This window comes from Thioalkalivibrio versutus (assembly GCF_001999325.1).
GTDB lineage: Bacteria > Pseudomonadota > Gammaproteobacteria > Ectothiorhodospirales > Ectothiorhodospiraceae > Thioalkalivibrio > Thioalkalivibrio versutus.
Map to the genome: position 1 here is coordinate 1 of NZ_MVAR01000017.1, position 18719 is coordinate 18719.

15 protein-coding genes are annotated in these 18719 nt (G+C 68.0%); 4 read left to right on the plus strand and 11 right to left on the minus strand.

All coding sequences use genetic code 11. The annotated features are described in order from the left end of the window. Nucleotides 1-13 precede the first annotated feature (13 nt). From B0684_RS06460 to smc, 10 genes are all read right to left on the minus strand, one after another. The gene (locus B0684_RS06460; RefSeq protein WP_018650301.1) at nucleotides 14-364 is read right to left on the minus strand and encodes a MarR family EPS-associated transcriptional regulator; all 351 of its coding nucleotides are present in this window, start codon (nucleotides 362-364) and stop codon (nucleotides 14-16) included. A gap of 256 nt (nucleotides 365-620) precedes the next feature. Beyond that, nucleotides 621-1475, minus strand: coding sequence for a Wzz/FepE/Etk N-terminal domain-containing protein (locus tag B0684_RS06465; protein ID WP_018650302.1), 855 nt, complete (start codon nucleotides 1473-1475; stop codon nucleotides 621-623). Between the two features lie 452 nt (nucleotides 1476-1927). Further along, nucleotides 1928-3094, minus strand: coding sequence for a nucleotide sugar dehydrogenase (locus tag B0684_RS06470; protein WP_018650303.1), 1167 nt, complete (start codon nucleotides 3092-3094; stop codon nucleotides 1928-1930). A gap of 237 nt (nucleotides 3095-3331) precedes the next feature. Next, on the minus strand, nucleotides 3332-5233 hold the full coding sequence (locus B0684_RS06475; RefSeq protein WP_026313070.1) for a polysaccharide biosynthesis protein: 1902 nt from the start codon (nucleotides 5231-5233) through the stop codon (nucleotides 3332-3334). A 310-nt stretch (nucleotides 5234-5543) separates the two neighbouring features. Further along, entirely contained in the window at nucleotides 5544-5999 is a 456-nt protein-coding gene (locus B0684_RS06480) for an REP-associated tyrosine transposase (protein WP_018650305.1), read from the minus strand. Nucleotides 6000-6206: 207 nt separating this feature from the next. Continuing rightward, the gene (gene hepT, locus B0684_RS06485; RefSeq protein ID WP_018650306.1) at nucleotides 6207-6617 is read right to left on the minus strand and encodes a type VII toxin-antitoxin system HepT family RNase toxin; all 411 of its coding nucleotides are present in this window, start codon (nucleotides 6615-6617) and stop codon (nucleotides 6207-6209) included. Further along, the gene (locus tag B0684_RS06490) at nucleotides 6607-6993 is read right to left on the minus strand and encodes a nucleotidyltransferase domain-containing protein (protein ID WP_018176968.1); all 387 of its coding nucleotides are present in this window, start codon (nucleotides 6991-6993) and stop codon (nucleotides 6607-6609) included. Before B0684_RS06490 ends, hepT begins: the two co-directional genes overlap by 11 nt. Before the next feature lie 231 nt (nucleotides 6994-7224). After that, entirely contained in the window at nucleotides 7225-9315 is a 2091-nt protein-coding gene (ligA, locus tag B0684_RS06495; RefSeq protein WP_018650307.1) for an NAD-dependent DNA ligase LigA, read from the minus strand. Further along, entirely contained in the window at nucleotides 9312-10529 is a 1218-nt protein-coding gene (locus tag B0684_RS06500) for a cell division protein ZipA (RefSeq protein WP_018650308.1), read from the minus strand. Before B0684_RS06500 ends, ligA begins: the two co-directional genes overlap by 4 nt. Nucleotides 10530-10568: 39 nt before the next feature. Further along, the gene (gene smc / locus B0684_RS06505) at nucleotides 10569-14063 is read right to left on the minus strand and encodes a chromosome segregation protein SMC (protein WP_018650309.1); all 3495 of its coding nucleotides are present in this window, start codon (nucleotides 14061-14063) and stop codon (nucleotides 10569-10571) included. A 217-nt stretch (nucleotides 14064-14280) separates the two neighbouring features. Between smc and queF the strand changes: the two genes are divergently transcribed. From queF to cysZ, 4 genes are all read left to right on the plus strand, one after another. After that, entirely contained in the window at nucleotides 14281-14703 is a 423-nt protein-coding gene (gene queF, locus B0684_RS06510) for a preQ(1) synthase (protein ID WP_018650310.1), read from the plus strand. Nucleotides 14704-14714: 11 nt separating this feature from the next. Next, nucleotides 14715-16010 carry an FGGY-family carbohydrate kinase gene (locus B0684_RS06515; protein WP_018650311.1) on the plus strand — a complete coding sequence of 432 codons (1296 nt, stop codon included), beginning with the start codon at nucleotides 14715-14717 and terminating at the stop codon, nucleotides 16008-16010. Between the two features lie 378 nt (nucleotides 16011-16388). After that, nucleotides 16389-16598 carry a DUF3185 family protein gene (locus B0684_RS06520; RefSeq protein ID WP_018650312.1) on the plus strand — a complete coding sequence of 70 codons (210 nt, stop codon included), beginning with the start codon at nucleotides 16389-16391 and terminating at the stop codon, nucleotides 16596-16598. A gap of 10 nt (nucleotides 16599-16608) precedes the next feature. Beyond that, the gene (cysZ, locus tag B0684_RS06525; protein WP_018650313.1) at nucleotides 16609-17337 is read left to right on the plus strand and encodes a sulfate transporter CysZ; all 729 of its coding nucleotides are present in this window, start codon (nucleotides 16609-16611) and stop codon (nucleotides 17335-17337) included. A gap of 266 nt (nucleotides 17338-17603) precedes the next feature. Here the strand turns inward: cysZ and B0684_RS06530 are convergent. Next, on the minus strand, nucleotides 17604-18719 hold a 1116-nt coding region (locus B0684_RS06530; protein WP_143592450.1), incomplete at its 5' end, for a DUF1631 family protein.

The following is an 18719-nucleotide window of genomic DNA, read 5'->3' on the forward strand; positions in this document are numbered from 1 at the left end:
GACATAGAATCTCCTACGGGGTGGGTGGCTCATCCGCGGGTTTGGCGTTTTGCACTTCGACGCGGAGTTGTTCGATTTCGGTCATCAGGGCTTCGTGCTCGGCGCGTTTGCGCTGGAGCAGCCCATAGGCCAGGCGGGCCTTTTCCTGCAGGCCGCTTGGCGTGAGCTGGTACAGGTAGGCCGAGCGGTTGTCCGAGCGGCGGAAGTTCTGCGCCTTGACCCAGCCGCGGTCGAGGACGGCCTTGAGCGCGTAGTGCGTCTTGCCCACTGACAGGCCCAGCGCCCGCGCGAGCTGGCGCTGGCTCATGTCCGGCTCGCGCTCCAGCAGGCGGAGCACTTCCAGATGAAGGTCTTCTTCAATCAAGGGGTTATCCGGGTCATGAGCAGCGTTTGGGCACGCTACCGCCGGGACGGTGCACCCGGATTATTCGCGGGCCCGCCCTGGGAGAACTGCTAAATGTGCGTTCACGGGGTGAACGAAGGCCGAAAGTAGAGCATATCGGCCGGTCTTATGGCAACGGAACGCGCGGGTCCAGTCGGGCCCGCGCGCAAACATGGCATGCTTTGAAGAAGCCCTCCCCTCCAGAAGCTTCGGCGGGGAACGCTACATAAGTCCGGAGCTAACCTTGTTCGGGGCGGCGGCTTCGGGCGTTGCTGACGAACTCCCAGAAGAAAGCCGCAAACAATCCGAGCATGCCTCCAAGCACCACGGACAGGGCGACGATGAGCGACCGGCCCGCGCCGGCCGGATCGTCCGACTCCCCGGCAAGGAAGGTTTGTTCGGTGTCGCGACTCATTGCTTCAACCGTTTCGGCACTGGATGCCGCATCCGTGCGGGACGAACGCAGCCTGGACAGCTCTCGGCGGATATCGCCAATTTGCTGGGCCACGATCAGGCCGGCGATGTCATCGCCCTCGCCCAGACGCCCGTAGAGCGCGTTGAGGTCCTCCTGCAGCAGCGCGATCTGATCATCCAGCACCTCGATGCGGCTGTTCAAGGGCCTCAGATGGCTGGCCAGGCTTTGTTCAAACCGTGGCCTCAGCCACTCGGCCATAGCCGCGATCACTCCCTCGTGGAGCTCCGCCACATGCTCGGCGGCCTCGCGCGTACTGGTGGACTCCAGGATCAGGCTGTAGTCCGAGCCGTGGGCACTCACGCGAACGCGAGGCCCCCGCTCCTCGTCGCCGAAGAGCTGATCGCGTTGCTGCGGGATCAATACGTCCTCGAGCCGAGCGATCACCATATCCTGTGAGACCACGTCGACGAACCCGGCGGAATAGATCCTCGGGAGATCCACTCCCGAGCGGTATTCGTACTCCACCGGCTGCATCAAGGCATACACGACACCCAGAACGACGGTGAGTACCGCAACACCCAGCAAGACCGGCAAACGGCGCACCAGCACATCCCACAGCTCGTACAGGCTGATTTCGTCGTCGTACGGACGGGATTGCGGACCGGCGGGATCGTTCATGAGTCAGTTCCTGTATTCAAACGCAATGTGCAGGGGGCCTCAGTTCGGCCCGAGGCGTTCGGCCAGGTCGATACCGGCAGTGATGGCGGCCCCGAACCACTTGCCAGGAAGGCGCTCGGGCGTTGCCATAATGCGGGATCGAAGTGCCTTAAGGGTTCAACCCCAGGGCGTCGCGATTGGACCGGAAACCAGGGCTTTTTGCAAGGTTAGGCGCCGCCCTTTTACAGGCGCGCCACCAAATGACACCCGCAACCGGCCAGCCGGTGCTGATCAGAGGCATAAAGCCGCATCCGCCGAGATGACCCAACCGAAGGCACGTCGGTCCGTGGCTGCATGAGCACGGAGACGAGCCTTGTGGGAGCGGGCCTGCTCGCCAAGGGGGACCAGGGCTGGCTTTGGCGGGGGCTTCGCGGGCGCGCCCGTCCTACAAGGGGACAGCGAACCGGGCTGGGTCAGTCGTTGTTGAAGAGGTCGCGGGTGTAGACCTTGTCGGTCTGGTCGCGGAGGTCGTCGGTGATGCGGTTGGCGACGATGACGTCGGACACGCGCTTGAACTCGTCCAGGTCGCGGATGACGCGGGAGCGGTAGAACTCGTCATCGGGGAGTTCCGGCTCGTAGACGACGACCTCGATGCCCTTGGCCTTGATGCGCTTCATCACGCCCTGGATGGCGGAGGCGCGGAAGTTGTCGGAGCCGCTCTTCATCACCAGGCGGTAGATGCCGACGACCTTTGGCTGACGCTTGATGATCGCGTCGGAAACAAAGTCCTTGCGCGTGCGGTTCGCGTCAACAATGGCCTTGATAATGTTGTTCGGGACCTCGTCGTAGTTGGCCAGCAGCTGTTTGGTGTCTTTCGGTAGGCAATAGCCGCCAAAGCCGAACGACGGATTGTTGTAGTGGCTGCCGATGCGCGGATCCAGGCACACGCCCTCAATGATCTGGCGCGTATCCAGGCCGTTGGCTTCGGCGTAGCTGTCCAACTCGTTGAAATACGCCACGCGCATGGCCAGGTAGGTATTGGCGAACAGCTTGATCGCCTCGGCCTCGGTCGAGTGCGTGAAGACCATGGGGATATCGTCATCCATCGCGCCTTCCGCCAGCAGCCGGGCGAAGGTCTCGGCCCGCTCGGACTGCTCGCCGACGATGATCCGGGAGGGGTGCAGGTTGTCGTACAGCGCCCGGCCCTCGCGCAGGAACTCCGGCGAGAACAGGATGTTGTCGGTCTCCAGCTGCGCCTTGATCTCGCGAGTGTAGCCGACCGGCACGGTGGACTTGATGACCATCACCGCATGCGGATTGATCGCCAGCACGTCGCGGATGACCGACTCCACCGTGGCGGTGTTGAAGTAGTTGGTCTGCGGGTCGTAGTCCGTCGGCGTGGCGATGATCACGAAGTCCGCGTCCGCGTAGGCCTCCTGCTTGTCCAGCGTGGCCTTGAGGTTCAGCGCATGGTTTTCCAGGAAGTCCTGGATCTCGACATCGATGATCGGGGAGTGCCTGCGGTTGATCTGCTCGACCTTCTCCGGCACCACGTCGAGCGCGACGACCTCATGGTGCTGCGCGAGCAGGACGGCGTTGGAGAGCCCGACGTAGCCGGTTCCGGCGACTGCGATTTTCATTCCTGGTTTCCTTCCTGTTGCAATCTGTGTAGCCAAGTTCGTCGGCCGTGCGTCCGAGCCCCGTAGGAGCCGCCTTGGCGGCGAAGCCCCTGCCGAAGTCCGGCGCGGGCAGGGGCTTCGCCTGCGAGCAGGCTCCTACAGGGGCGCAAGGGCGCTGGCACGTTTGCCCAGCGCCCGAGGATACTGGGGCGCCATGAACAATGATGCGATCGGGGGCACGAAAGGTTAACGCCCGCCTTACCCAGCCACGCGTTCCTGCGGTGGGTGATTGGCCGGGGCGTACTCGTGTACTACAGCGCGGATGGTGCGGCAGGCCCGCTCGGTGTCCATGTCGCGGTCGGCCTGGTCCAGCTGATTGAGGGCAGCGTGCAGGTCCTTCGCCGATACGCAGTCCTCGCGTGCGCGCATGATCCGCGGATGGCCCGTGGCCTGGACGTTGTCGCCGATCAGCAGCTCCTCGTAGAGCTTCTCGCCCGGACGCAGGCCGGTGAACACGATCTCCACACCATCTTCGGGCACGCCATCTTCCTTCACCTGGCGCCCATGCAGGTGGATCATGCGCCGCGCCAGATCCACGATGCGCACCGGCTCGCCCATGTCGAGCACGTAGACCTCACCGCCCTCGGCCATGGCGCCGGCCTGGATGACCAGCTCCGCCGCCTCGGGGATGGACATGAAGTAGCGTGTGATCTCCGGATGGGTCACCGTCACCGGGCCGCCATCGCGGATCTGCTGGTGGAACAGCGGCACCACGGAGCCGGACGAGCCCAGCACGTTGCCGAAGCGCACCATGCTGAAGATGGTCCCGCGCTGCTCGCGGGCGCGATCCTGCAGGACCATCTCGGCCAGGCGCTTGGTGGCGCCCATGACGTTGGTGGGGCGCACGGCCTTGTCGGTGGAGATCAGGATGAAGCGGTCCACGCCGGCATTGAGCGCTGCCTCCGCGAGCACGGCGGTACCGAAGACATTGTTGCGCACGCCCTCGATCAGGTTGGCCTCGACGATCGGCACATGCTTGTAGGCCGCGGCGTGGTACAGCGTTTGTACGCCGTATTCCGCCAGCACGGAGGCCACACGCCGCGCATTGGCCACCGAACCCAGCACGGCGTGGATGGCCGGGCACTGCTCCAGTTGCGCCGAGTACTCCTGCAGCTCGCGCTCGATGCTGTAGAGCGCGAACTCGTTGCGCTCGAACAGGATCAGCGCCGCCGGTTCCAGACGGATGATGCGCCGGCACAGCTCGGAGCCAATGGAACCGCCCGCGCCGGTCACCATCACCACCCGCCCGTGCACGCTGCAGGTCAGCAGCTCGGGGTCCGGGGGTACCGGGTCGCGCCCGAGCAGATCGGCGATGTCCACATCTTCCAGTTGTTCCAGGCTCGCATGCCCGGAGACCACCGACTCCATCGACGGGACCGTCTGCACGTACACCGGGAGCGGTTCCAGCTGTTCCAGGATGCGCCGGCGTTCCTGGCGCGTCGCGGACGGAATGGCCAGGAGCATCCGCCTGACCCGGAAACGCGACACAAGGCGCTCCAGGCGCTCCGGGCTGTGGACGGGAATCCCGTCGATCGAACTGCCCTGCAGGCTGCGGTCCTCGTCCACGAACGCGACCACCCGAAAGCGGCCCCCGGCCTTGAGCCCCGACAGGAGCTGCACGCCGGCCTCACCCGCCCCGAACACCACCACCGGCTCCGCACCCGCGGCCGCCTCGATGATGGAGCGATACCACGTGCGCACCAGGAACCGGCTGCCGCCGACATAGATGAAGGCCACGATCGCGAAATTGATCGGCGCCGACCGCGGGAAGCCTTCGACTTGCGCCAGGGTTGCAGAAGCCCACAGCACCAGTGCCAGGATCACCACCCCGGAACCCACAGCCCAGATGGTGCGCGCCCCCATGAATCGCACAACGGCCCGATAAAGCCCCAGCCTCACGAACAGCGGGATACCAATCAGCACCACCAGCGGGAACAGCCACCAGGTTTCCAGCATGATCGGCGGGAACGGCTCGGCCAGGCGGATCGCAAAGCCGGACCACAACGCCAGCGGCAGCATGACGGTATCCGCCATCACCATGAGCCAGCGCTTCTTCGAGCGCGGCAGCTTGAACAAGCTTTCCAGGCCCATTCTCAGCATGATCTGCAACACCGTCCCGGCATGTCTCGCCCGACTCTCCCGTCCACAAAAATTGCCTGAATTACACTACAGCAAGTGTACGTGCCGGGCGCTGCCGCTCTCCATCGCGGCGAGCGGAGCATAAGCAAACCGTCATAAAAATGCACTCACGGCCGAGAGTGTTGCCACCAACCGACGCTGGCAGGGGCTTCGCGGGCGAGCCCGCTCCCACAGGGCCGCTACCGCTAGCAGACTCCATCCCCGCTCCCTGCCTCATTCACTGTGGGAGCGGCCCTGGCCGCGAAGCCCCCGCCAAAGTCCATTCAGCCCCTTACTCCAGCCAGGCCGCATCCCACAGGGGGTAATCACCGAGATTGCCGACCAGCCCTGCCCGCAGCGGGTTCGCCACCACATAGCGGGCGACCGCCTGGAGATCCTCTTTCCGGCGCAACGCGCGGTCATGGAAGCCTGGCTGCCATATCCGACACGGTCGGCCGCGCAATTGACCAATTCGCCGCGTGGCCGAACCCTTCAGCTTCTGTACGGTGCGGGACAACTCCCCATCTTCCAGTTGCATCAGCCAGTGGACGTGGTCGGGCATGACCACGAAGCAGAGTGTAGTCGCCACCCCTTCCACCTCACGCAACGCCTGAACCACGCAGCGACCGTGATCGAGCGCTCCAAACCAGGCATGCCGGTCGGCGCAAACGGCCGTGATCAAATAGACCCTTCCCGGCTCGCTGAACCGTCCAATCCGCAGCCGGTGCGTTCGTGCCTTCCCTGGCATTCGAACCTCCTGCTCACAACACTTTCGCCCAGTATGGCCTCATTCCATGGGCGCGCACCTTGTTGGAGCGGGCTTGCCCGCGAAGCCCCCGCCCGGGTCGGACTTTGGCAGGGGCTTCGCGGGCAAGCCCGCTCCCACAAAGACTTCCACCTTCCACACCTCGTCGTGATTACCAGCGGGGACGCTCAACCCCGCGAGCTGGGGCGCCTACGCGCGTTGTTCGGCCCATTGGGCGAACTGGTCATACGCATCAAGGGCCGGCGTGACGGCCCCGACGACCCGTTCCAGGTCGATCGTGTCGTAGAGGTGGGTAAGGAGGTTGCGCATGGCGCAGGCATCCATCAAACGCTCCGTTAATGCCTCGTCGAGATCGAGGCGGTCACGGAGGGCCTCGAACACCTCGCGATAGGTCGCAGCGAGCCGATAACCATCGTGGCGCAACAACTGCAGGCCAATGTCCGCCGAGGACTCGCAGAGGAGCTGCAGCAAGCGCTCGATGGCGTAGTGTTCCCGGCGCTGCTGTCTCGGCTCCATTGCCGCGTAGAGCTCCAGGTCCGCCAGGAACTGGCGCAGCATTCCGAGCTTGCGCTGCATCACCTCGGAGGCTTCAGGCGGCATCCGGGCCCTCCGTCAGGTGGCGCTGGAACAGGACGGAATCCGCGTGCAGGAAGAACGCACGGTCCTGTTCCGCGTGGAAGCGGCCTGCCTCCGCCTCGAACAGGCATTCGCCATCCCGGAAAATCTCGAAGCGCGTGGTCGGCGAGGTGCCATCCGTGAGTACCAGAAGATCCACCGGTGAGGGATCGAGCACGTCCTCCAGCTCTCTTTGCCAGCGGCCCTGCGTCATGAGATCCGGCGTCGACCGCGGCTGAACGGCCAGATCCACATCCCGCCCCTGGCCGTCACGCGCAGTAGAGCCGAACAGGATGACCAGGCGCCAGTCATGGCGCGCGGCGAGCTCGGTAATGCGGCTTGTGTGGTCTGGCTGGAGCATTCGAATCACGAACCGTGGTTACCCGTGTTGCCAGAGTAGCAAACGCGTTCACCGCACACCTTCTGTCCGCAAAGATCTTCTGCGGCCCACCCCTGTTGCCTCAATCATCGGCAACACCCCTTATCGCTAGGGTGAGCCCTGTGGGAGCGGCCTTGGCCGCGAAGCCCCTGCCAAAGTCGGACCCGGGCAGGGGCTTCGCGGCCAAGGCCGCTCCTACAAAGGCAGGGTTCATCAGGTTAGGAGTTGGGCGAGGTCGTCGGGGCCGAGGATGGGGATGTCCAGAGATTCGGCCTTGGTGACCTTGGAGCCGGGGTCGGCGCCGGCGATGACGGCGGTGGTCTTTTTGGAGACGGAGCCGGTGATCTTGGCGCCGCGGGCCTCGAGGGCGGCCTTGGCCTCGTCGCGGGTCATGGCGTCGAAGCTGCCGGTGAGGACGTAGGTGCAGCCGGCCAACGGCGCGTCGTCGCCCGTCTCCGCGACCTCGCGCCGGGGCGGGTCGGGCCAGTGCACACCGGCCTCGCGCAGGGCGCGGATCACCTGGGGGTTGTGCGGCTCGGCGAAGAAGTTGGCGATGTGCTCGGCGACGATGGGGCCGACATCCGGGACCTCCTGCAGCGCCTCGGCATCCGCCTGCATCAGCGTGTCGAGGTCGCCGTAGTATTCGGCCAGGTTGCGGGCGGTGACCTCCCCCACCTCGCGGATACCCAGCGCGAAGATGAAGCGCGCCAGCGTGGTCTCGCGCGCCTGCTCCAGGGCGTTGACCAGGTTCTCGGCAAGCTTGGGGCCGACCCGTTCCAGCGCCTCCAAGCGTTCGGCATCCAGGGCGAAGAGATCCGCCGGGCTTTGCACGACGCCGCCGTCGGCCAGCTGCTCGATGATCTTCTCGCCGAAGCCCTCGATATCCATCGCGCGGCGCGAGACGAAGTGCTTGAGGGCCTCGCGCCGCTGCGCCGGGCACACCAGCCCGCCAGTGCAGCGGGCCACGACCTCGCCTTCGGTGCGCTCGATGTGCGAGTCGCACTCCGGGCAGGCCGCGGGCATCTCGATGGCGCGGGTGTCCGCGGGGCGCTCGCCGCCGGCGCGGCCGACCACCTCGGGGATCACGTCGCCGGCGCGGCGCACGATCACGCGGTCGCCGATGCGCACGTCCTTGCGCGCGATCTCGTCCATGTTGTGCAGCGTGGCGTTGCTGACCATCACGCCACCGACCAGCACCGGCTCCAGGCGCGCCACCGGGGTGAGCGCGCCGGTGCGACCGACACGGAACTCGACATTGCGCAGCGTGGTGGTGCGCTCCTCCGCCGGGAACTTGTGGGCGATGGCCCAGCGCGGCGCGCGCGAGACGAAGCCCAGCTGCTGCTGATCCGCCAGGGCATCCACCTTGTACACGATGCCGTCGATCTCGTAGTCCAGCCCCGCGCGGCGGGCGGCGAGGCGCTCGTAGTAGTCGAGGCAGGCCTCGACGCCCTCCAGCACCTCGCGCTCCGGGCAGGCCGGGAAGCCCAGGCGCTGCAGCCAGTCCAGGGTGCCGGACTGGGTGTCCGGCAGCGTCCCGCCCTCGACGAAACCCACCGAGTAGGCAAAGAAGCTGAGCGGGCGGCGCGCGGTCACCTTCGAGTCCAGCTGGCGCAGGCTGCCGGCGGCGGCATTGCGCGGGTTCATGAACCCGCGCAGCCCGTCGGCCTCCAGCCCGGCGTTCAGGCGCTCGAAGTCGGCCCGGCGCATGAAGACCTCGCCGCGCACCTCCAGCACCCGCGGGGCGTCGTCGGTGAAGCGGTCGCCCAAATGCAGCGGGATCGGGCGCACGGTGCGCACGTTCGCGGTCACGTCCTCGCCGGTCTCGCCGTCGCCGCGGGTGGCAGCCTGGACCAGGCGCCCGTCCTCGTAGATCAGGCTGATGGCGAGGCCGTCCAGCTTGGGCTCGGCCATGTAGGTGACGGCGCCCTCGCCGCGCGCAGGGTCGCCAGTCTGTTTCGCCAGACGCTCGCGTACGCGGCGGTCGAAGTCGCGGATCGCGTCCGCCTCGAAGCCGTTGGCGAGCGACAGCATCGGCAGGCGATGTCGGACGGTGGCAAAGCCCTCGGCCGGGGTGGCGCCCACGCGTTGGGTGGGCGAATCGGGGGTGACAAGCTCCGGGTGGTCCGCCTCCAGTTGCTCCAGCTCGCGCATCAGGGCATCGAACTCGGCATCCGAGACCTCGGGGTCGTCGAGCACGTAGTAGCGGTAGTTGTGATGCTCGATCTGGCGCCGCAGCGCGTCGATGCGCGTCTTCGGAGAATCCGTCGAGCCAGCCTGCGAGGCAGGCGAACCCGACCGGCTCACCGCGTACTCCGCCGGCGCAGCACATCCGGGCGGTGGCGACGCAGCCAGTCGCTCAGGTCCTCACGCATGTAGGCCAGCGTCTGGTTGGTCGCGGTGGACTGCTGGGCATCCAGGATGCTGCCACCGAGATCGCGCGCCAGCACGTGGGCATGCTCCAGCAACGCCTCGAAGGCACGCTGCGGCTCGGCGCTGCGATGCACCTGGGTAAACAGCGTGACGCCGGGCGTCATCATGTCCGCCAGGTCTTCCTCGCGCAGGGTGCCGGGCGGGACCATGTTGGCGGCGGAGAAGAGCGGCACGCCGGCATCCGTCTCCGGTTCAAAGAAATGGTAGATATCCATCTCGCCGGGGGTCATTCCAGCGCGCTGCATCGCCGCACCCAGGGCGACGCCGGTAAACGGCTTGTTGCGCGGCGCGACCACGTGCAGCAGCAGGATTTTCTCCTCCGACGGGCGGCGTTCGGCCCTCGGATTGCGCCCCACCACGCGCGGCTCGGACACGTATTCGCCCAGCGTCTCCATATCCGGCGCCGGCTGCTCGATCAGGTCCGGGTTCATCTCGTGGTCCGGATCCAGATGCTCGCCCAGGGTGTCATGGGCGCGCGTTGGCTTGAGCTTGCCCGGACGCAGGCGATCCATGCCGGAGCGCAGACGTGCACCCAGCCCCCCGAACGCCTCGCGGGCCCGCTCGACCGGGGCGCTGCCCGAACCCTTGCGCCGGGCGCGGGCCGGGCGATCCTCGGGCGACGGTTCGAACGCCCCGTGCGGCGGGGGCGGCGTGGGCTCGTCGTCGCTGTCCAGCACGCCGTAGATGTCCTGGGCGCGTTCACCCCGCCGGCCGTAGTCCGGTTCCAGATCCGGCTCGTCGTCGTTGGCGGTCACGCCGAGGTGCGGCTCGTGGCGCTCCTCGTGCGCCGCGCCGGGGATGCGCGGCTCGTCGAACGCGGGTTCGCGCGCGCCGCCGGTGCGAACGCTGCGGCCGGTATCCAGCGGATCGCCCCAGCCGGCCTCCGGTTCAGCGGAGTCCCCGGGCTCGGCCGGCGCGTACCAGCGCTTGTCGCCCGGCTCGTCACTGGCACGGATATGTACGGCCTCGTCGCCCCAGTCCGCGGCATCGTCCTCCATATCGCGCTGCTGCGCCCGCGCGCGCAGACGATGGGCGGCCCAGATCCCCGCGATCAGGACAATCCCCAAAATGACCAGGCTGATACGCATCCAATCCACAAAAAACCTCGTTGATCCCGGTACCGACGGTCAGGCCTCGGCCAGTTCCACAGCCTCGTCGATATCCACGCTAACCAGGCGCGACACGCCCGGCTCGTGCATGGTAACGCCGATCAGCTGTTCCGCCATGGCCATCGTTGCCTTGTTGTGAGTAATGAAGATGAACTGGATCTGCTCCGACATCTCGCGCAGCAGGTCACAGAAGCGTCCGACGTTGGCCTCGTCCAGTGGGGCATCCACCTCGTCCAGCATGCAGAAGGGCGCCGGATTCAGTTCGAAGATCGCGAACACCAGGGCCGAGGCGGTGAGCGCCTTCTCGCCGCCGGACATCAGGTGGATGGTCGAAAGGCGCTTGCCCGGCGGGCGCGCCATGATGGTGACGCCGGTATCCAGGAGGTCATCGCCGGTCATCTCCAGACGCGCCTCGCCGCCCCCGAACAGGCGCTGGAACTTGTGCCCGAGCCCGGCATTCACTTGGTCGAAGGTCTGCTTGAACAGGGCCCGGGTCTCGCGATCGATGCGGTGCATCGCCGCCTCCAGGGTCTCCAGCGCCTCGATCAGGTCCGCGTGCTGCTCCTCCAGGTAGCGCGAGCGCTCCTCCAGGCTGCGCGCCTCGTCGATCGCCGCCAGGTTGATCGGTCCGAGCTTCTCGATCTTGCGATCCAGTTCGCCGATCGCCTGTTCCCAGGCGGGGACGGTCGCGTCCTCCGGTAGCTCGGGGGCCAGGGCCTCGGCGGCGAAGCCGGATTCCTGGAACTGGGTCTTGAGCTGTTCGATCTGCACCGAGCGTTCGCGCAGGTCCAGACGCAGCTCCTCGCAGGTGGAACGCTGTGCCTCGACCCGGTTGCCCAGCTCGGTGCTGGTGCTCGCCAGTTCGCGCAGCCGCGCGTCGCAGGCCTCCAGGTCCGCCCGCGCCTGGGTCAGGCGTGCCTCAGCGGCCTGGCGCTGTTCCGCCGCGGTCTGCAGGTCCGCGCGCCACTGCTCCAGCGGGCCCTGGCGGTCGCTGAGCCCCTGCGCCAGGCGCTCGCGGCGCTGGGCGTCGTCCTCGCGCTGGCGCTCCAGGCGCCCGCGTTCGTTCTGTTCGCGCTCCAGGCGATGGCGCGCCTCCTGCTCGGCCATGCGCGCCTGACTGGCCGCGTCGCGCGCCGCGCGCACCGCGTCGCGGGCGCCCGTCTGGGCCGTGCGCGCGGCCTCGACCCGCGCCTCCAGAGCGGCGCGGTCGGCCTCCAGGGTCTCGATGCGGGTCAGGGCCCCGTTGCGTTCGGCCTCCGCCGTGGCGAACTGCTCGCGGGCGCGCGCGGCCTCGTCGTCCAGCTCGCCCGCCTCGCGGTCGATGCGTTCCTGCTGCTGCTCGAGCTGGCGCGCCTGGTCGCGCAGGCGTTGCACGCGGCGCTCACGGTCCTCGATCTGCGCCTTTTGTTCGCGGATCTGCCCGTCCAGCGCCTCGCGCCGGGCGCGGGTGGCCGCGATGGTCTCGTTGCGTTCTTCCAGCGCAGCCTGCAGCCGGCTCACCTGCGTGTTCAGGTCTTCCTGGCGTTCCTGCAGCTCGCGCGCCAGGCGGACGCGGGCCACCGCACCGCTGGCCCCACCCTCCAGCGTGCGATGAGCGACCCAGCCCGGGCCCAGCCAGGTGCCGTCCGGGGTGATCACGCTCTCGCCCGGCCCCAGCGTGGCCAGGCGCGCCCGCGCCGCGTCGGCATCCTCCGCGCAATGCACCAAGGCGAGCCAGGCGGTGACGACCGGGGAGCCCTGCACGTGCCCGGCCAGGCTCCCCGCCGGCACCTCCGGCGTGTGCGACAGGCCCGTGCCGACCAGGCGCAGCATCGCTTCGGGGAGATCCTGCGCGGTCTCTGGTTGATCGGTGACGGCGGCCTCCAGCCAGCTGCCCAGCACCATCTCCACCGCGGTATCCCAGCCCTCGGCCACCTCCAGCTGCTGCACCAGCGGGCGCGACAGGTCCAGCCCGTGCTCGCGCGCCCAGGCCTCGCGGCGAGCGCGGGTCTCCTGCGGGTCGTCCTCGCCGGCGAAGTGCTCCAGCCCCGCCAGGCGCCCGGCGACCTCGCGCGCCTCGCGTTCGTTGGCATGCAGGGTGTCCTGCTCCTCGCGCTGGGCCTGTTCGAGATCGGCCAGCGCGGCCTGTTGCTGGTCGCGTTCGCCCTGCAGCCCCTGCAAGCGCTCGCGCAGTCCGGTGAGTTCCGCGTCCAGGCGGTCGGCCTCGGTGCCCGGGTGGGTCTGTGGCAGGGCCGCGCGCTCGGCCTCCACGCGTTCCCGGCGCTGGGCGACGCGCTTGAGCAGATGCTCGGCATTGTCCATGCGCGAGCGCGCGAGCTGGGCGTTCTGGCGCGGCTCGGCGAGCGAGCGCTCCCATTCGGTGAGTGCCTCGCGTGCGGTCTGGTATTCGGTTTCGGCACCTTCGGCGGCAGCCTCCAGGCGTTCGCGCTCGGCCTCGGCGGTCGTGGCGGCCTCCTGACGCTGCGTGCTCTCCTGTTCCGCCTGGGCGATGCGCGCCTCCACCGCCTGGTGTTCGCTGGCGGCGGCCTCGATGCGGCTTTCCAGCTGGCGCAATTCCGCCTGTTCGCGCGCCAGTTCGTCCTCCGCATGGCGGATGGACTGCTCCAGGCGCGAGACCTCGGCGGCGCGATCGTAATAGGCGCTTTGTGCCTGGGTGGTGGCGGCCTCCAGCTCGACCCGCTCCTGGCGTGCCTGCTCGGTGCCCGTCTGCGCCTTTTGGGCCTCGGCCTGGCTCGCAGCCAACGCCGTCTCGGCGTCGTTCAGGCGGGCGCGGCTGGCCTCCGTCTCCTGCTCCTGGGCCTGCAGGCGCAGCAGGATGGCCTCGGCGCGCTTGCGCCGGCGCTCGGCGGCCAGCGCCTGGTAGCGCTCGGCAGTCGCGGCCTGGCGGTTCAGGCGCTCGGCCTGTTTGGACACCTCGTCGCGCACGTCGTCGAGGCGTTCCAGGTTCTCGCGGGTATGGCGTACCCGGTTCTCGGTCTCGCGGCGGCGCTCCTTGTACTTGGAGATGCCGGCCGCCTCTTCCAGGTAGACGCGCAGCTCTTCGGGGCGCGCCTCGATCAGCCGCGCAATCATGCCCTGCTCGATGATGGCGTAGCTGCGTGGGCCCAGACCGGTGCCGAGGAACAGGTCGACCACGTCGCGCTTCCGCGCGCGCTGGCCGTTGAGGAAGTACTTGGACTGGCCGTCGCGGGTCAGCGCGCGCTTGACCGCGATCTCGCCGTAGCCGCTGTACTCGCCGCCCAGACGGCCGTCAGAGTTGTCGAACACCAGCTCGATGGAGGCCTGCCCCACCGGCTTGCGGCTGGAGGAGCCGTTAAAGATGACGTCCTCGCTGGAGTCCCCGCGCAGGTGCTTGGCCGAGGACTCGCCCATGACCCAGCGCACGGCGTCGATGGTATTGGACTTGCCACAGCCGTTCGGCCCGACCACGCCCACCCGGTTGCCGGGGAGGACGAGTGTGGTCGGGTCCACGAACGACTTGAAGCCGGCCAGCTTGATTCGGGCGAGTCGCACGTTCGGCGCTATCCGCGGTCAGGAAAGTCGGGGTTAGAATGGTACACGCTTAGCCCTTTACCGTGACCCACTGCCAGTTCGACAAACGAACCGCTTCACGAAACCATACAAAACCCTACGGCGCGCCTGCACGCCAAGCCTTCCTTGCCTCCCGCTTTGGCGGGGGCTTCGCGGGCAGGCCCGCTCCCACAGGAACGACCAAGGACGCGACAAACCCATGCCCAGCCAGCCGAGCAAGACCCTGGAAACCTTCGACAACCCGGCGCCGGAGAACGATTTCGCGATCTATATCCGCATCCCGGAATTCACCTGCCTGTGCCCCGCCACCGGGCAGCCGGACTTCGCCGAGATTCATATCCAGTATGTTGCCGACGGCAAGTGCGTGGAGCTGAAGTCGCTGAAGAACTACATGTGGTCCTACCGCGATGAAGGCGCATTCCACGAGGCGGTCACCAACCGCATCCTGGCGGATCTGGTGGCGGCGACCGACCCGCGCTACATGCGCCTGACCTCGTACTTCAACGTGCGCGGCGGCGTCTACACCACCGTGGTTGCCGAACATCGCAAGCCCGGCTGGACGCCGCCGGAGCCGGTGCAACTGCCGGCGCCGACCCGCAGCCCGCTGGACATGAACGGCTGAGCGGACGCGCGATGCACGCTATCGGCATCGACCTCGGCACCTCCGGGATCCGGCTCGCGCTGCTGGCCCCGGACGGGGCACGCATCCACGCCGCGCACCGGGCGCTGCCAGCGTCGGTGGGGGGTGCCGAGCAGCGGGCGGAACAGAACCCGGCGCTGTGGTGGGCCATTGTGCGCGAGCTGCTGCGCGAGGCGGCCACGCATCTGAACGGCGAGCCCGCCGCCATCGCGGTGGACGGCACTTCCGCCACCCTGCTGCGCCTGGATGCCGACGGCCGCCCGACCCATCCGGCCCTGATGTACAACGATGCCCGGGCCACCGACATGCTGTCGGTACTGGCCGGGGTCGCGCCGGCGGACTCCGCCGTGCACAGCCCCAGCTCGTCGGCAGCCAAGCTGTTGTGGCTACGTCGCCACGAGGGGCTCTCCGGCGTGCGTCGCGTCCTGCACCAGGCCGACTGGGTTACCGGACGCCTGCGCGGGCGCTTCGACCGCATGGACGAGAACAACGCCCTGAAGCTCGGCTACGACGCGCTGTGGGGCGGCTGGCCGAACTGGCTGCAGGAGACCCTGGGCAGTGACGCGTCGCTACTGCCGGAGGTGGTCCCGGCCGGGACGGTACTGGGCCCGCTGGACCCGGAAATGGCGGAATCGCTGCATCTGAACCCTGCCTGCCGGGTGGTCGCCGGCACCACCGACAGCATCGCCGGGTTCCTCGCCTCCGGTGTGGACGACGACACCACGGGCGTGACCAGCCTGGGCTCCACGCTGGTGATCAAGCAGCTGGCCCCGGAACCGATCTACGCCCCGGAACTCGGGATCTACAGCCACCGGCTGCTGGGGCGCTGGCTGGTGGGCGGGGCCTCCAACAGCGGCGGCGCGGTACTGCGCCAGCACTTCGATGATGCGGCCCTGGAGCGGCTGAGCGCCGCGATCGACCCCGAGACCGACAGCGGGCTCGACTATCTCCCCCTGCCCCGCCGCGGCGAACGCTTCCCGGTCAACGACCCCGAGCTGAAGCCCCGCCTCACCCCCCGCCCCGAGGACGACGCGCGTTTCCTGCAGGGGCTGTTCGAGGGGGTTGCCCGGGTGGAGCACGACGGCTATGAGCGCCTGTCCGAGCTGGGCGCCCCGCGCGTGGAGCGTGTCGTGTCCCTGGGTGGCGGCGCCCAGAACCCCGTGTGGACACGCATCCGCAGCCGGATCCTGGGATTGCCGGTGACCACGGCCGAGGACGACGATGCCGCCAGCGGCGCCGCCCGGCTCGCGCGCATCGGCGTGGGGCTGGAGCCGGGTTTCACGGGTTAACCGGCCAGGCCGAGAGGCTCGGCAATCTCCCGCTTTGGCCGGGGCTTCGCCTGCAAGCCGACCGCGATGCCGGCTGGGGGCCACCAATTCCATGAGGGGAATCTTGTGGGAGCGGCCTTGGCCGCGAAGCCCCCGGCAAAGCCGGACTCGGACAACAAACGTAGGATGCGATGAGCGCAGCGAATCGCATCATTGCTCAGCCCCCCGGTGATTGATGCGATTCGCTGCGCTCGTCGCATCCTACGGCGCTGTTTGCCAGAACAAGGCACGGGCAGGCCGTTCCCACAAAACCCGTCCCACGATGTGCTCTGCCATGACGCCGAGGGAGCGGATCGGTGCTACATTCGGGGGAGGCACCCAACAACAAGGGGATACGACATGCACTGGACGCGAATTCTCGGCATTGCACTGCTGGTGGGCGGCATCATCCTGCTGGTGATGGGCTACAACGCAACGGAAAGCCTGGGCGAGGAGCTGCACCAGGAGTTCATGGGGCGCTATACGGAAGACACGCGCATGTACCTGATCGCTGGCGGGATCATGTCCGTCGTGGGCCTCGTACTCGCGATCTTTGGGGTTCGCCGCTAAGGGCACATCCGTGCCCGCCGGCACCCTCCGCCTGACACCGCTGGTCGCCTTCCTGGCACCGTTTCGCGGGCTCGCGCGCGTATTCGACCCGGGCCTGCGCGGTCTGGTGATCGGCCCGTTGATCATCAACATCCTGGTCGTAATCGGGCTCGCGACGGCCGCCGGGCTCGGCTTCGAGGCCCTTCTGGCGGCCTGGCTGCCCGGCGGCTGGGACTGGCTCGCCTGGCTACTTTGGCCCCTGTTCGCACTGGCGTTGCTGGTGGCCTTTGGGGTCTCCGCCGTCGCGCTGGCGGCGATCATCGCCAGCCCGTTCTCCGGACCGCTGGCCTACCGTACCGCCCGCGGGCTGGGCCACGAGCCCCGCCAGCCGGCGCGCTCGTTCCTTGGCGAGATGGGCCACGCGACCGTAACCGCGCTGCGCAAGACCGGCTACTACGCCCTGCTGTTCATCCCCGTGCTGCTGATCACGGTGATCCCCGGACTGAACCTGCTGGCCCCGATCGCCTGGTTCACGTTCGGGAGCTGGGTGCTGGCCGTGGAATTCCTGGAGGCGCCGCTGGCCAACGACGGCCTGGCATTCGCCGAGGTCCGCAAGACCGTGCGCGCCCACCGGCTGGAGACCCTGAGCTTCGGCGCCGGGACCACGCTGCTGGCAATGGTCCCGCTAGTGAATCTGCTGCTGGTACCGGCCGCGGTCATCGGCGCGACCCACCTGCGAGTGCGCCTGCCCCGAGCCTAACGTCGGGACACTCCAGATGGACGCGAAAGTCCCCGAACGGTGCGTTGGGCAGGGCTCAACGCACCCTACCTCCACCATAATCCGGGGTACCTCAAGCCCGATACCAGGCACGTCGTCGTGTAAAGCCCGTACGGCACTCGGCACCAACGCTCTCACCCCGATTCCCTCGCCGTCTCCGGACCCTCTCGGGTGCCCCCCACCCTTGATCCCTCTTCGTGCCTTCGTGGTGCCAGAGAGGCCTTTGACCTTTGGCGCAAAGGCGCCGGTCAGGCGAGCAGGGCATCCAGCGGGTTGTCGTCGGGGAGCGGGCGCATGCGGCCCTCGCGCAGTTCCTGGGCCACACCCTGCAGGGAGTGGCGCCGGCTGGCGCCCAGATCCAGCGACAGGAACAGGTAGCCGCGGGTCGCCTCACCGCGCCAGACCAGGCCCATGCGGTGAAACTGCCCGGTCGCCTTGTCGACCATCTCGAACCACTCGCCGGTGCGGATCCGGCTGGCATCGAAGACCCAGGGATCGTCGAGATCGGTCAACAGGTCGGGGTCGTCATCCTCGAGGCGCACTGCACGCCGCGCCTGGATTCGCGCCTGGGGATCGAAGCGCGGCTCGTCAGCGGAGGCCCGGATGCGCTGCAGATGGGCCTGGCCCAGGTGCTGCACGACCGCCTTGACGCGCGCCTCGTCAGCGCCAAACTTGCGTGCGGTCACCACGATCCGCTGCACCAGCGGATTCGCTTCCTGCGGGGTCGCCTGGTTGCAGATGGCCCGCACCACGTCCTGCACCTCGGCGTCCAGCACCTGCACGGCCGCCTCGTCTACCGCCAGCAGGTCTTCCCAGGCCTCGGCGATCTGCTCGGCGGAGCGCTCCGGGAGTTCGGCCCCGGTCTCCAGCACGCAGACCGTCAGGGTGCGCCGGGCACGGGCCGCGCGTTCTTTCTGACACATCGGCGCCGCGCGCGCGGCGGCCTGTGCCCGCCAGTATTCGTCCTCCGCGGCCACGGCCGCGTCCCAGTCCTCCCGCAACGCCTGCGCCGCCGGGCGATCCAGATCATCGATCGCGTTCCCCAAGTGTTCGATACTCTGGCGCATCGCATCAAGGTAGCGGCTGACCACCTCCGAGTCTTCCGCGCTGACCTCGGGGCTGATCCGCACGCCCGTATTGATCAGACTGCCGACCCATTCGCGCAACGGGTGCCTGGGGTCGTGGAAGAAGTCGAGGTCACGGCTGACCGCGCGCACCAGTAGCGGTTGCAAATCCAGCATCATCGCGCGGAACGCCGCATGGCAATCGAGGTGGCGCGACACCTCGGCGAACACGCCGGCCAGGACACCCTCGATGACGCTCTCGATCGGCGGTTCCACCATCGCTTCGGCCACCACGGCGGC